Source organism: Ewingella sp. CoE-038-23, assembly GCF_040419245.1.
GTDB lineage: Bacteria > Pseudomonadota > Gammaproteobacteria > Enterobacterales > Enterobacteriaceae > Ewingella > Ewingella allii.
Window position 1 is genome coordinate 1,965,041 of the sequence record NZ_JAZHOH010000001.1, and the last position, 13,851, is coordinate 1,978,891.

Below are 13,851 nucleotides of genomic sequence, written 5' to 3' on the forward strand. Positions count from 1 at the left end.
GTTTAGCGACTGAAAACGCGCTGCGGGTTGCCGATTAACAACGTTTCCAGCTGTTCACCCGTCACGCCGTGGCGACGCAAACGCGGCACGAAATGCTTGAGAATGTAGCCATAGCCGTGGCCGCCAAACTTGGTCAGCATGGTCTTGAGGAAAACGTCCTGCGACAGCAACACTTGCTCGATAAACCCGTCATCAATCAGCTCACGAATCGCCCGCGCGTTGTCTTCGTCGGAGGGCGATTGCGCGCTTTCGTCAGCATAAAAATAGGGCATGCCAATCATGTCGTATTCGAGAAAAGCGCCGCGCTCGGCCAGCGTTCGCTGATAGTTCTTATCCGCAAAGCTCGGGTTCATGTGGCACAGCACCACGTGGCGCAGGTTGGCGCCTTCTTCCGCCAGAATATCCAACACTTTGTGGCCGTAACGCTCCCAGCCCGGCAAGTGGATTTGCATCGGCACGCCAGTTTTGGCGCTGGCGCGACCCGCCGCCCGCAAGGATTTCTCCTCATTCGCGGTGAAGGCCGCCGATACGCCAATTTCGCCAATCAGCCCGGCCACCACCTCAGGTTTATCGCTGAAGCCGCCGACGTCATAAATAATCTGATCGGTCAGCGCTTCCAGCGAACGGCTTTTCACATAGTCGGGGTGAGACGGCTCAAGGTAGAAGCCGGTACCCATAATAATGTTTAAACCCGTCAGTCTTGAGATGCGTTGCAAGGCTTTCGGGTCGCGGCCAATGCCGATATTGGTCGGGTCAACCACGGTTTCGCCCCCCAGCGCGCGGAACTTCATTAACTCTTCCACGGCGAGGTCAGAATCAAACAGCTGGCAATTATCACGGCTCATCAAAGGGTTAAGCTGCAATTCGCCCAGATTCTCAATTTTCACCGGCATCTCGGCGATGTGCCGCTCGCTACAGCAGCAGGGCGGCACCCACTTGCCCGAGGCGTCGAGCAGGATGTGCTCGTGCATCAGGGTGACGCCCAGTTTCTCCACCGCCAACGGGCCGAGCACGGTCATGGCGAAACCACTCTCCGCGCCCAGCGGGAAAGGGTCGGCATGTCTAAATAAAGAACCTGCGAAACCGTCTTTAGAGGTCATGGCGCTATCCTTTACTACTTCGAACCGGGTTGAAAATGCGGGTGTTCAGCCAGATAGCCAGCAGAATGATTAAGCCAGTGGCGATTTGCGTATAGAACGGCGACATGTGCGACAGGATCAGACCATTTTGGATAACCGCGATGGACAGCGCGCCAAGCAGGGTGCCGATAATGGTGCCGAAGCCGCCAAACAGGCTGGTGCTGCCCAAAACAACGGCTGCGATCACTTGCAATTCAAAGCCTTCGCCCTGATTTGACGAACCACTGCCCAGACGCGCAGTAATGATCATTCCGGCTAAGGCCGCTGCCATCCCGCAAATCACGTAAACCCACATGGTGGTCGATTTAGTATTGACCCCGGCGCGACGCACCCCTTCGGCATTGGCACCAATGGCGGTAACATAGCGACCAAAGCGCATATGGTTGAGCAGCACGTGTCCAAAGACTAACGCCAGCACGCCGATAATGGCGGGCAGCGGCAGGCCAAGAACCCAGGCGCGGCCGAGCAGGGTGAACGGGCTGTCCGCCGGAATCGGGATGGAGTAGCCCTGAGTGATTAACAGCGCCACCCCGCGAATCACCGCCAAGGTTGCCAAGGTGACAATAAACGCCGGGATGCCCTCATAGGCAATGAAGTAGCCATTGATGGCGCCAATCAGGCCGCCGAGTGCCAGCCCGCCAATCAGCACCACGGGCCACGGAAGTCCCCAGTTATTCAAGGCGATAGCGGATAACGCGCCGACCAGCGCCAGCGTCGAACCGACCGACAAATCAATGCCGCCGGTGGTGATCACCAACGTCATAGCGGCCGCGACAATCAGCAGCGGCGCGCTTTGACGGAGGATGTTTAACCAGTTGTATCCACTGAGGAAATTGTCCGTTGCGAAAGAGAACACCACGCAACAGAAAATGAAAAATACCGCAATGCTCACCACGCCTGAATGGTTGTGCAGCATGCGCCGGGTAACCGATTGTTTAATAAGTCGGGGACTGGACATGTTTATGATACTCATGGGCTTACCCTTTTAATTCACCAGACGGCGCTTAGTGGTGCACAGCTTCGCGCGCAGAGTGGGCCTCGAACTTCTCGCCGACAATCAAATTCACAATGTCGGACAAGCTGGTTTCGGAGATTTGCCGATCGGCAACGTTGGTCCCTTCGTACATCACCATGATACGGTCGCAAACCAGGAACAGATCTTGCAGACGGTGTGTAATGAGGATCACGCTGACGCCGCGTGCGCTGACCCGGCGAATCAGTTCGAGCACGGCTTCCACCTCGGCAACCGCCAGCGCGGCCGTGGGTTCGTCCATGATCAACACTTTCGGGTTAAAGGCGGCGGCGCGGGCGATGGCGATGGCCTGACGCTGACCGCCGGACAAATTGCGCACCAGCAGGCGAGTGTCGGGGATGGAGATCCCCAAGCCTTGCAGCATTTCGTGGGCCTCTTCGTGCATCTTTTTCTCGTCGAGGAAGGGGATGCCCAACACGCGAGTTTGAGGTTCGCGGCCCATAAACAGATTGCCCGCCACGTTGACCGTGTCGCACAGCGAGAGATCCTGATAGACCATTTCGATATGGCAGCGGCGCGCGTCAGAAGGGTTAGCGAAATGGACATCCTGACCGTCAATGCGCAGGGTCCCACCGGTCGGCACCACGGCACCGGCCAAAATTTTAGTCAGCGTGGATTTACCCGCGCCGTTATCACCGACCAAACCCAGCACTTCGCCGGGTGCCAAACTCAGGTTTACGCCGCGCAAAGAGCGGATTGAACCATAGGTTTTGGTGATATTTACCATCTCGACCCGGGGTGAACCAGATAAGTTTCTGGACATCTCTTGAGACATAATTGCTCTCCAACTGGTGAGGGGCTTGCGGGTGCCGCGCCATAAACCTGCCGCTGCTGACAATGCCGTCTTCTTGCCTCTTCCGATTTCTCTATCCTTGTAAACCGGTTTACCCAAAAGGCAAAAATAACGGCGATGTCTTTTCCCGCACCCGTAATGGTCAAAAATATTCTGAGTGTGGAACTCTGTGTCGCCGGTTTGAATCTAGCAGAATGTATGCCAGTTAATTTCGCGGGGAAAAGTGATCGGGTTCAAAAAATAAACAGCAGATATGTTAAATCCATTAATAATCAATGTGATGATTAAGTGACAAAAAGGCTAAAATTTTATTATTTGAGAGCTAATTCACATCAGCTGAGCAGGTTTAAGCAAGGCGGGCAATAGGGGTGCAGGTTTTTTAGTTGCACAAAAAAGGCGCAAATGCGCCTGATTCGTGCACTAAAACTAATCAATCTACGATTTCGCTGGAGGGGCAACCGAGTCGCGTGAGATCCACTCTACGGGAATTCGCGACACCTGCGACACGTCGGGTTCATCGTTAAACAGCTTGATCAGCGTTTCAACCGCGACGCGCCCCAACTCCCTTGCCGACTGGCGAATAGTGGAGAGGCGCGGAGTGATCAAATCGGAGTAGATGGCGTCATCGAAACCCACCAGAGAGAGTGAAGCCGGAACGGCCAGCCCGCGCTGGCGCATGCCGTCGAGCAGGCCAAGGGCCAAATAGTCACTGGCGGCAAAAATGGCGGTCGGTGGTTGCGGCAGGGCCAGCAACTGGTCCAGCGCGGCGCGACCAAAGGTGCGGCTGTAATCGCCATAAAGCACCATGTCGGCGCTGTAGGGCAGGCCCGCGTTGAGTAAAGCTTGACGAAAACCCTGATGACGTTCGCGCACGCTCATCAATTCATCCGGCCCGCCGACAAAGGCAATGTGCCGATGCCCGGCGGCAATCAGCTTGTTCGCCGCCAACTCGCCGCCGTGAACATTATCCGAAAATACTTTGGGTACCGTGCTGCCGGGCACATCTTCATCCAGCAAAACCACGTGGCGCTGGCCCTTCAACTGCTCGCGCAGCTGGCCGTTATCCGGGCGGTTAGTGGTGAACAGCAGGCCGTCGACCTGGCGCGTATCCAGCCAGCGAATGAACTGACACTCTTTCTCCAGATTGTTGCGGGTGACGCACAACACAAGGCTGTATTTATGCTGGGAAGCGGCTTCCTCGGCGGCATCGGCCAGCTCGGCGAAGAAGGGGTTGGCGATGTCCGGCAGCACTAAACCTATGGTTTCACTGCCGCCCTTGCTCAGCCTGCGGGCCAGGCTGTTGGCGCGGTAATCCAGCGCCTTAATGGCTTCTTCAATCCGCGCGACCGTTGGCTGGGGCAGAGAGATGCTTTTGTTGAGGTAACGCGAGACCGTCGCTTTCGACAAACCGGCGTATTTCGCGACGTCGGACAACACTACCCGTTTTGTTCCCATTAACTTTTCATCCTTCACATAAGGGCTTCAGTTGACACGCTGCTCACAATGCCACGGATCAGATAAAATTTATACTTGACAATTTTTTGACGTCGTTTAATTGTAATTAACAGTTTACCCGCATTACCAGCTTCAGCGAATACTCTCCGTTTGGAACGGTCTGTTTCGTTAAATCGACATTCTGACGTGTGCCTCCCGCCAACATTCTCCTGAGTGTGCATAGTTATATGCTTTCGTTCAGGTTTCAGCTGCTCAACGACTCTCTAAAGTTGTTGCCGCCAGCTTATTGCATTGTCATCACCAAATCTTGAGGATGTCATTATGTTGAACAACACCGGAAAGAAAAAATCACTTTCTCCCTTTAACGCTTTGAAATTAAAAAAAGCGGCCTACACAGCTATCGCTACTCTGACTCTTTCAATGTTCAGTTATTCAGCTTTTGCAGCAGACGCGCCGACATATGCTCTGGTGCAAATTAACCAACAGGCGCTGTTCTTCAACTTAATGAATAAAGGCGCACAAGAAGAAGCCACCAAGTCTGGGGCGAAATTAGTTATTTTCAACGCCAATGATAATCCGGTTTCACAAAACGATGCGATTGAAACCTATATTCAGCAAGGTGTTAAAGGGATCATGGTGGATGCTATTGATGTAAACGGCATTATGCCGGCCATCAAAGAAGCCGCCGCTAAAAATATTCCTGTTATTGCTATCGATGCCGTATTGCCAGAAGGCCCGCAAAAGGCGCAGGTTGGCGTAGATAATAATAAGGGCGGGGCGCTGATTGGTAATTACTTCACCAAATACGTCAAAGACAATATGGGTGGAAAAGCCAAGCTGGGCATCGTCGGCGCATTGAATTCCGCGATTCAAAACCAGCGCCAAAAAGGGTTTGAAGACACCCTGAAAGGCCACGATGGCATCAAAGTGGTGGGCGTGGTCGATGGCCGAAATATTCAGGATGACGCCCTGACGGCGGCAGAAAACCTGATCACCGGCAACCCGGATATGACCGCGATTTACGCCACCGGCGAGCCTGCGCTGCTGGGCGCGATTGCCGCAGTGGAAAACCAGGGCCGCCAGAAAGATATTAAAGTGTTTGGCTGGGATCTGACTGCGAAAGCCGTCAGCGGCATTGATCAGGGCTATGTGGCGGCGGTATTGCAACAAGACCCTGAGAACATGGGCGCGTCAGCCGTTAAGGCACTGAATACGCTGGTGGTAGATGGCAAAACGGTCGACAAGACTATTCAGGTTCCGGCCACTATCGTGACCAAAGCTAACGTGGATACATTCCGTCCATTATTTAAGCAATAAGCTTAATCAAGTATGAAAAGCAGTGGCAAAAAAAGTCGTTAAAAATAGAAAGAAAAGAGCGGGTTACGTGATTTCAGCGTAACCCGCTAGCCGCTAGGCCAGAGGCGAATTGAGTATTTCCACCAGTTCGGTTTGGCTTGGAAATGCGCTAAAGGTGCCGGTACGGCTGATGGTGATGGCCGCCGCCCGCGCGGCGCGTTGCAGGTCTAGCTGCTGAGGAGAAGGTGCCGAGCGGCGCAGCATTGAGGCCAGCATCACGGCTAAGAAGGTATCGCCAGCGCCGGTGGTATCCACCACTTTGCACGGCGGCGTGGCGACATGCAGCTGCTGGTCGGCAGTGGCGAAATAGACGCCGTCAGCTCCCAGCGTCACCACTACGGCAGAGGCTCCGGCACGCAGCAGTTCGCTGGCGGCTTCCACCGGCGGCAGCTGAGGCGCGGTGAAATAGCTCGCTTCACCTCGGTTGACCACCAGTAAGTCGACCAGTGGCCATAGCTGGGAGAAGGCCGGTTTGACAGGCGAAGGATTGAAAACGGTCCGCAAGCTTAGGCGACGGGCCAGCTGGAAAACGGCGGCGGTTTTCTCTAATGAGAAATTCCCCTGCTGTAATACAACATCACCAGGCTGTGCTTTATTTAATGCCTGTTCAATATCCGCTAATGATAATGCATCGGCGGCAGTAGTGGTGGTGATAATAGAATTATCGCCGTCGGCGGTATTTAATATAAGTGAGGTATCTGTGCGACAGTTTAATGATTCTTCCGGAAATAAAGTTAATAACTCTTGGGCTAATTGTTGGCGACACCATTGGCCCTGATTATCATTTCCGGTTGCGGCAATTAGCACAGTGCTCACCGCGCAACGTGAAAGAATAACCGCCTGATTAGCGCCTTTACCGCCCAGATCTTGATTTATTTTCTGGCCGTGAATTGATGCGCCTTTTTCAGGTATTTCATTTATTACATACGTTTCGTCAACGCCTGTATTACCTACGACGAATACACGCATAATTAATCCCCTAGAAGGTGAATGAAGATGGCATCTATATCAGCAGGAAAACCAAGCGCGATTCAAGAAATATTTTCTCGTTCTAAAGCAATAATGGGTGTAGTGCATTGTGAAGCCTTTCCCGGTTCGCCAAATTATCAGGGTAAATCAATTAATAAAATAATCGACGTGGCGTTAAAAGATGCCGATGCTTATTTAAAGGGCGGCATTCACGGGCTGATTATTGAAAACCACGGTGACATTCCTTTTTCTAAACCAGAAAATATTGGTCATGAAACGGCGGCATTTATGTCGGTGATCACTGACCGAATTAAACAAGAGTTCGGCGTGCCGCTGGGTATTAACGTATTAGCCAACGCCGCCATCCCAGCATTAGCCACGGCGCTGGCCGGCGGCGCAGATTTTATCCGCGTCAACCAGTGGGCCAACGCCTACATTGCCAACGAAGGTTTTATCGAAGGGGCTGCCGCCATTGCGCTACGCTATCGCTCCCAGCTGCGCGCCGAGCACATCAAAATCTTCGCCGACAGCCATGTTAAACACGGCAGTCACGCCATTGTGGCCGACCGTTCCATACCTGAATTAACCCGCGACGTGGATTTCTTCTTGGCAGACGGCGTAATTGCCACCGGCCAGCGCACCGGCGATAGCGCCACCATGGAGGAAATCGACGAAATCCGCTCCGCCACCGAGCTGCCGCTGCTGGTAGGTTCAGGCGTTACGCCGGACAATATTTGCGCTATTTTACAGCGCACGCAGGGAGTGATTGTGGCCAGTACGCTGAAGTTCGGCGGCGTGTGGTGGAATCAGGTTGAACTTGAGCGAGTCAAACACTTCATGTCTATCGCTCGCGCTGAACTGGAGGACTAATATGTCGACCGCAATGGGAAAAAGTCAGAATTCGTTTACCGATTGGCTGCTTGAGGAGCATCAGGAAGTCTGGCACGCCATGCAATACCATCCTTTTGTCACCGGCATTGAAGACGGCAGTCTGCCTGCCAAGGTATTTAATCAATATCTGGTGTATGAAGGGGATTTCGTGGCCACGGCCATTGGCATATTTTCCTATGCGGTAATTAAAGCGCCGGATATCCGCCATCAGCGCTGGCTGATTGGCGTGCTCGACGCGCTGGCAAATGAGCAAATTGCCTATTTCGAGCGAGTGATGGAAAAGCGCCAGGTGACGCCGTCGGACTATCAGCGCAGTGCGCCGGACGTCTCGCGCTTTAGTCAGGGGATGCTGCGCACCGCGCAAAACGGCAGTTATGCCGAGATCCTCACCCTGATGTTTGGTGCCGAGTGGATGTACTACCACTGGTGTACGCGCGTCAGCCAGTCCGCCATTGCTGACCCGGAAGTGAAAGATTGGGTGGTGATGCATGCCGAGAAAACCTTTATCGATCAGGCAAGTTGGCTGAAGGCAGAACTGGACAACTGCGCCGCGTCGCTGAGCGAGGAGCAGCGCCAGCATCTGTCAGCGCTGTATGGGCAGGTGTTGCAGTGGGAGATTGATTTCCACAGCGCCGCCTTTGATTAACTCTTTGTCCAGCAATAAAAAAGCCTTCCATTTGGAAGGCTTTTATCTTTGTGGCTCAGGCCAAATTACTCTGCCGGCTGCCAGCGCGCCCGACACTCATCGCGGCGGAAATTCAGCACCCGGCTGCGATTGGCAATCAGCTGCACATTGTAGCCTTGGAAATAGAGGCAGAAGGTTTTCTGCCACGGGCCGTCAGGCATTTCGACTAATAACCGACCCAGACCAATCGCCTTTAGCTTGCCTTTGGCGCGCAGTGGGCCGATGCCCATCAGCAGATAATCCTCTTCTATATCAAAGGCCGCCTGAGATTGCGGATGGAACCAGCGCCCCTGAACCAGTGATAAGCACTGGGTTGGCGTCGCGGGCACAAAGTAGCGCGTCGCGTGACCCATCTCGCCTTGCAGCGTTTTGCCGTCCCAGCGCAGGCGCATGGGCATATGGGCGGAAAGCGAAATCGCTTCGTTTTCATCCGCGCCCTGATAGAGCTTTTCGCTCGCGCCGAGATAATTCGCTACTCCTTGCTTAACCTCAAGCCAATAAGGCTCGGCGATGCTGGCATAAACACCGTCGGGAATGGCCTGACTGCGCGGCGGAAGAGGCGCGCCGAGCAGGGCAGACATCACCTCAAAGGCGGTATCGAAGGCCGGTGTGTCTTCGCGGTTCGACACCATCGCCACGCCGACATCCAGCTGCGGATGGAGTAAAAAGTAAGTTTTGTATCCGGCGTGCGAGCCACCGTGACCATAGACTTTATGCACGCCGACCTGCGTTGAGGAGATGCCCAAACCATAGGCGCTTGGCGTGCCGTCTTGCAAATAGCGCGGCTGGGTCAGCTTCTCCAGCACTTGCTCGCCCGGTCCCTGATTCGCCAGCAGGCTTTGCAGCCAAGTGGTCAGGGATCGCAGGCTGCCGGTGATGCTGCCGGAGGCCGAAAGATGCAGGCCCGCGCTGGCGGTTTTCCAGCTGTCGCCGTCGCGCCAATAGCCGGGCGCTAAATCGGCAACCACGTCAAACCAGGTTTCCGGAGCGTGCAGGGCGATATCCAGCGGCGCGGCGACGTGCTCGCGCAGCAGGTCATTAAATTGAATGCCTTTGGCGTTGAGAATGGCTTCCACCAGGCGATAGCCGGTATTGGAGTAGGAAATCTCAGAACCTGCGGGGAAATTCAGCGCGCCGTCTTGGGCAAGGAAGTCCAAAATGGGTTGGGGGTCAGTGGCGCTATAAACCGAAATGCCCAGCAGCGAGAGGGTTTCGCGCACGTCGGGCAAACCGCCGGTCATATCCAGCGCCTGTCCAATAGTGACGTCAGCCATCGGGGTTTTTAATGCGGGCAGGTGCTGCCCCAAACGGTCTTGCAGTGATAACCCAGCATGGCTACGAAACAGGGCCAGAGTAGCAAAAATATGCTTGGTTATTGAGGCATAGCGCACCACGTTGTCGAGGGTGAAAGGCTCGCCGCTGCCGAGGTTCGCCAGTCCGCCCGTGGCACTGCCTTTGATTTCATCACGCGTAAACAGGCTGATCGCGCCGCCGGGTTGGCCCGGGGTGTTCCACTGTCCGGTGATTCTTTTCGCCGTTGCCAGCGCCGCGTCCCACTGCAAAGGCGTCGGTGGTTCGCGTAGGGTGAATGTCATTGCTGTTCCCCTTTATCTAATAGTCATGTGTGATAGAAAGAGCGGCATGGCCACTCCGTCCTTGTTACTCACTTCTCCCAGAAGCCAGCCCATTTCAACACCATTTTGCGCCACAATTCTGGCTCAAAGGTGCGTAAAGCTGACCTTGACTTGTGAGCGAGCCGATGGTTTTAATGAGAGATGGGCTTTAGTCGCCATCTTTATGCATCTCATTGAAATCCTAAGATGAAAATGTGCTTAGCCGGTCGTTTTTAGCGCCGATAAATACCGTTATGCTTTTTTCATAATTAACCAGAGTAGACCCTTTTATGAATAACACCGAACGCGGAACGGAAACGCTTATCCCCATTTTTGACGGCCACAATGACGTTTTACTGCAATTGTGGGAGCAGCATCGTCAAAACCCCGAGCAGGCTTTCCTCCAAGGCCCGGCCAGCGGCCAGATGGATTTACCTCGCTGTCAGCAGGCCGGTTTTGCAGGTGGTCTGTTCGCCGCGTGGGTGCCATCCCCCCGTTTTGATGCAGCAAGTAGCGTGCCGGATCTGCAAATTGACGCGCGTTTTTTGCTGGAAGGGACTCAAAAGCATCCTGATTTTTCGCCAACGCCATCGTTTGAATCGGCCCGCGACACCACCATCGCCATGATGGCTTTCCTGCTGCGCATAGAGCAGCAGTCGCAGGGCGCGGTGAAAATTTGCCGCAGCGCCGCCGATATTCGCGGCGCACTGTCCAGCAAGGCGCTGGCGGTGGTGATGCATATAGAAGGCGCAGAGGGCATCGATCCTGATCTCTACACCCTCGACGTCCTCTACGAAATGGGCCTGCGCACGCTCGGCCCGGTGTGGAGCCGTCCGAATATCTTCGGCCACGGCGTGCCGTTTAAATTCAATACTTCCCCAGATACCGGCCCCGGCCTGACTGACTTAGGCGTAAAACTGGTGCAAGCCTGTAACCGCAAACGTATTTTGATCGATCTGTCGCACCTCAATGAGCAGGGCTTCTGGGATGTGGCGAAACTGTCCGACGCGCCGCTGGTGGCCAGCCACTCTAACGCCTTTGCCCTGTGCGCCCAGTCGCGCAACCTGACGGACAAACAGCTCGCCGCCATTAAAGAAACACAAGGCTTTGTCGGCGTGAACTTCGCCACGCCGTTCCTGCGCGAAGACGGCAAAAACAGCCCCGACACGGGAACCGAGGACTATCTGCGCCATCTGGATTATCTGGTGGAAACGCTGGGTGAGGATCACGTGGGCTTTGGTTCAGACTTCGACGGCGCGCCGATGGCACCTTTCATGCGCGACGTCAGCGGGCTGCCGGTGTTAATTGAGGCGATGCGTAAAGCGGGATACGGCGAGCAGCTGATTGCCAAAATTGCGCATCAGAACTGGATTAACGTGCTGGAAAGAACCTGGGGCGAGTAATGGGCTAAACAGGTTGGAGGAAATGGCTCCTGGGGCAATTCGCCTCAGGAGCCATTTTTTATGATTAATCTGCGAACAGCGTCTGTTTCAGCGCGCGCTCCACGCCGCGCAACTCGGCTAAACCGCGCAAACGACCAATGGCTGAATAACCCGGATTGGTCTTTTTGTGCAGGTCGTCGAGCATCTGGTGGCCGTGGTCCGGGCGCATCGGAATAGGGCGCAGATCTCCGGCGCGGCGGCGAGCCTGTTCCTCAGTCAAAATCGCTTTAATAATGGCGACCATATCGACATCACCGTCCAGATGATCCGCCTCGTGGAAGCTGCCCGGCGTGGCTTCGCGCCGCGTGGCGCGCAGATGCACGAAGTTCACGCGGTCGGCGTAAGTGGTCATCATCTTCACTAAATCATTGTCTTCGCGCACCCCGTAAGAGCCGGTACAGAAGCAGAAACCGTTGTGCAGGCTATCCACAGTCTCTTTCAGCCACTGCATATCTTCAATAGTAGAAATAATGCGCGGCAGGCCGAGGATTGGCCGCGGCGGATCATCAGGATGTACCGCCAATTTCAGGCCATGCTGCTCGGCCACCGGCACGATGCTGCGCAGGAAGTGCGCCATGTTTTCACGCAATTTTCCCTTATCAATACCGTCATAGGTGGCCAGCCGCGCGCGGAACTGGTCCAGCGTGTAACCCTCTTCGGCACCCGGCAAACCGGCGATAATATTGGCGGTGAGGGTGGCGATTTCGTCTTCGCTCATGGCGGCAAAATAGTCGCTGGCCTGCTGTTGCTCTTCAGCAGAGTAGTCCTGCTTGGCCCCGGCGCGTTGCAGGATATGCAGCTCGAAGGCAGCAAAGGCGATATGGTCGAAACGCAGCGCGCGCGAGCCGTCCGGCAGCAAATAGCCGAGGTCGGTACGGGTCCAGTCGAGGATCGGCATGAAGTTGTAGCAGACGGTGTCGATGCCGCAGGCCGCCAGATTGTGCAGCGACTGCTGATAGTTGGCAATATACTTTTCAACGTCTCCGCTGCGCGTTTTGATCTCTTCGTGAACCGGGATACTTTCCACCACCGACCACGTCAAGTTTTTCTCTGCCAGCTCTGCCTGACGCTTCTTAATCTCTTCGACGGTCCACACTTCGCCATTAGGGATGTGATGCAGGGCAGTAACCACCCCGGTTGCCCCAGCCTGTCTGACATCGTCCAGCGACACGGGATCTTTCGGGCCGTACCAGCGCCATGTTTGTTCCATGTGAAATTCCTTGTTTGCGACCTAAGTCAGCTTATGTGCGAGGAAGCGTGAAAATGGACAATCTGTGACGCGGGCTGTTTTAGTTTTCTTGACGTCAGGCAGCGTGCCAGTTCACTCTATTAACATTACAGGTCAGGTGGTAGGGTGGTCAGGCCACCTGACCGATATATCATTCAGGATGCTCAGGATCATTAATGTGATCCGGTCGACAGTTTTGCTAACGCCAGTGATTTTTGTCTCAGGCAAGCCAGACTTCGCCGCACCAGCCGGAGAGAACCATGGAATTACCTACGCTAAAAGTAGAAAGGCTGTACCGTCAGATTTCAAACGTGCTGATTGGCTGCATCAAAAATGGCCAGTTTGCGCCGGGTGAGATGATCCCGTCCGAGCGCGATCTGTCGAAGCAGTTTGGCGTGAGCCGCTCGTCGATTCGCGAGGCGTTAATCGCCTTGGAAATCACCGGCTGGATTGAAATTCGCACCGGCAACGGCGTCTACGTCAACAACCCCTTACCCGAGCAGCCTGCGACGCCGAGCGAAGAGGGATTCAGCCTCGAGTCACTACTCAAGGCGCGGCAGATTTTCGAATGCACCACCGCAGAGCTTGCCGCCCTTAATGGCACTGACGAGCAGCGTCGGAAACTCGCCGAGATTAATCAGTCGCTGGTGCAGTTGAACATTAATAACGACAGTTTTCTTGAGGAGGACCGCCGTTTTCATCTGATGATTAGTGAGATGACGGGCAACGAAGTGCTGCGCGATATGATGGAATACCTGTGGGATAAGCGTAGTTCGCGACGTTTCGTGCGTCTTGAGCGCCACTACAGCGAGAGTGATTTCGCCCGCGAGATGAACACCGACCATCAGGGGATCACTGACGCCATTCTGGCGGGGGACGCAATTAAGGCGAGGGCGGCGATGCAGGCGCACCTTCAGCATGTGTATGATCAATTATTAGAGGGGTGACGCTTTTTTGGAAAAAGCTGGCAAAAAGGTTTTTAAATTCAAATTCAAATTCAAATTCAAATTCAAGGTCGTGGGCGCCGGCCCACACCGGGCAAAGGGGGCGTAAACGCGCCCCCTTGTGCAATCCCGCGTTTTTCTGTGGTGAGATCGAGGCTTCGCAGGGTTGGAATGGACGTGTTTCAGCAGCCTTGGTGTTCGTCGCGAAGTGCCGCCGCTTAGGCGGTTCCCGAATTTCAGGCTTCGAGCCTTTGGTCTCGAACCATTCATTCGGCGTCACTTCTGAACGCGACCTACTGGCAT

At 54.6% G+C, this 13,851-nt stretch carries 12 protein-coding genes; 5 read left to right on the forward strand and 7 right to left on the reverse strand.

The window, feature by feature from the left end; all coding sequences use genetic code 11:
• Positions 1–2: 2 nt before the first annotated feature.
• The 4 genes from V2154_RS09215 to V2154_RS09230 form a co-directional block, all read right to left on the reverse strand.
• Complete coding sequence (locus tag V2154_RS09215; RefSeq protein WP_353501968.1) at positions 3–1,100, reverse strand: phosphotriesterase family protein; 1,098 nt, start codon at positions 1,098–1,100, stop codon at positions 3–5.
• 4 nt (positions 1,101–1,104) lie between these two features.
• The gene (locus V2154_RS09220; protein WP_353503961.1) at positions 1,105–2,103 is read right to left on the reverse strand and encodes an ABC transporter permease; all 999 of its coding nucleotides are present in this window, start codon (positions 2,101–2,103) and stop codon (positions 1,105–1,107) included.
• 40 nt (positions 2,104–2,143) lie between these two features.
• The gene (locus V2154_RS09225; protein WP_353501969.1) at positions 2,144–2,899 is read right to left on the reverse strand and encodes an ATP-binding cassette domain-containing protein; all 756 of its coding nucleotides are present in this window, start codon (positions 2,897–2,899) and stop codon (positions 2,144–2,146) included.
• Positions 2,900–3,400: 501 nt separating this feature from the next.
• Positions 3,401–4,420: a LacI family DNA-binding transcriptional regulator gene (locus tag V2154_RS09230; protein WP_353501970.1), complete on the reverse strand. Its 1,020-nt coding sequence runs from the start codon at positions 4,418–4,420 to the stop codon at positions 3,401–3,403.
• 420 nt (positions 4,421–4,840) lie between these two features.
• Here V2154_RS09230 and V2154_RS09235 point away from each other — a divergent pair, with 420 nt between their 5' ends.
• Positions 4,841–5,737, forward strand: a complete 897-nt coding sequence (locus V2154_RS09235; protein ID WP_353503962.1) for an ABC transporter substrate-binding protein — start codon at positions 4,841–4,843, stop codon at positions 5,735–5,737.
• Between the two features lie 93 nt (positions 5,738–5,830).
• Here V2154_RS09235 and V2154_RS09240 read toward each other — a convergent pair whose 3' ends face one another.
• Positions 5,831–6,745, reverse strand: coding sequence for a ribokinase (locus V2154_RS09240; RefSeq protein WP_353501971.1), 915 nt, complete (start codon positions 6,743–6,745; stop codon positions 5,831–5,833).
• Between the two features lie 27 nt (positions 6,746–6,772).
• Here V2154_RS09240 and V2154_RS09245 point away from each other — a divergent pair, with 27 nt between their 5' ends.
• Positions 6,773–7,615 carry a BtpA/SgcQ family protein gene (locus tag V2154_RS09245; protein ID WP_353501972.1) on the forward strand — a complete coding sequence of 281 codons (843 nt, stop codon included), beginning with the start codon at positions 6,773–6,775 and terminating at the stop codon, positions 7,613–7,615.
• A gap of 1 nt (position 7,616) precedes the next feature.
• On the forward strand, positions 7,617–8,282 hold the full coding sequence (locus V2154_RS09250) for a TenA family protein (RefSeq protein ID WP_353501973.1): 666 nt from the start codon (positions 7,617–7,619) through the stop codon (positions 8,280–8,282).
• Between the two features lie 65 nt (positions 8,283–8,347).
• Here the strand turns inward: V2154_RS09250 and V2154_RS09255 are convergent, their stop codons facing one another.
• Entirely contained in the window at positions 8,348–9,916 is a 1,569-nt protein-coding gene (locus tag V2154_RS09255; protein ID WP_353501974.1) for a serine hydrolase domain-containing protein, read from the reverse strand.
• A 308-nt stretch (positions 9,917–10,224) separates the two neighbouring features.
• Here V2154_RS09255 and V2154_RS09260 point away from each other — a divergent pair, with 308 nt between their 5' ends.
• Positions 10,225–11,337, forward strand: a complete 1,113-nt coding sequence (locus V2154_RS09260) for a dipeptidase (RefSeq protein WP_353501975.1) — start codon at positions 10,225–10,227, stop codon at positions 11,335–11,337.
• A gap of 64 nt (positions 11,338–11,401) precedes the next feature.
• Here the strand turns inward: V2154_RS09260 and uxuA are convergent, their stop codons facing one another.
• Positions 11,402–12,586: a mannonate dehydratase gene (gene uxuA, locus V2154_RS09265; protein WP_353501976.1), complete on the reverse strand. Its 1,185-nt coding sequence runs from the start codon at positions 12,584–12,586 to the stop codon at positions 11,402–11,404.
• Positions 12,587–12,864: 278 nt separating this feature from the next.
• Between uxuA and V2154_RS09270 the strand changes: the two genes are divergently transcribed.
• Positions 12,865–13,551: a FadR/GntR family transcriptional regulator gene (locus V2154_RS09270; RefSeq protein ID WP_353501977.1), complete on the forward strand. Its 687-nt coding sequence runs from the start codon at positions 12,865–12,867 to the stop codon at positions 13,549–13,551.
• The last annotated feature ends 300 nt before the right edge of the window (positions 13,552–13,851 follow it).

Coding starts and splice junctions, on each gene's coding strand:
- V2154_RS09215 (WP_353501968.1), bottom strand. CDS start 1,100: ATGACCTCTAAAGACGGTTTCGCAGGTTCTTTATTTAGACATGCCGAC.
- V2154_RS09225 (WP_353501969.1), bottom strand. CDS start 2,899: ATGGTAAATATCACCAAAACCTATGGTTCAATCCGCTCTTTGCGCGGC.
- V2154_RS09230 (WP_353501970.1), bottom strand. CDS start 4,420: ATGGGAACAAAACGGGTAGTGTTGTCCGACGTCGCGAAATACGCCGGT.
- V2154_RS09235 (WP_353503962.1), top strand. CDS start 4,841: ATGTTCAGTTATTCAGCTTTTGCAGCAGACGCGCCGACATATGCTCTG.
- V2154_RS09240 (WP_353501971.1), bottom strand. CDS start 6,745: ATGCGTGTATTCGTCGTAGGTAATACAGGCGTTGACGAAACGTATGTA.
- V2154_RS09245 (WP_353501972.1), top strand. CDS start 6,773: ATGGCATCTATATCAGCAGGAAAACCAAGCGCGATTCAAGAAATATTT.
- V2154_RS09250 (WP_353501973.1), top strand. CDS start 7,617: ATGTCGACCGCAATGGGAAAAAGTCAGAATTCGTTTACCGATTGGCTG.
- V2154_RS09255 (WP_353501974.1), bottom strand. CDS start 9,916: ATGACATTCACCCTACGCGAACCACCGACGCCTTTGCAGTGGGACGCG.
- V2154_RS09260 (WP_353501975.1), top strand. CDS start 10,225: ATGAATAACACCGAACGCGGAACGGAAACGCTTATCCCCATTTTTGAC.
- uxuA (WP_353501976.1), bottom strand. CDS start 12,586: ATGGAACAAACATGGCGCTGGTACGGCCCGAAAGATCCCGTGTCGCTG.
- V2154_RS09270 (WP_353501977.1), top strand. CDS start 12,865: ATGGAATTACCTACGCTAAAAGTAGAAAGGCTGTACCGTCAGATTTCA.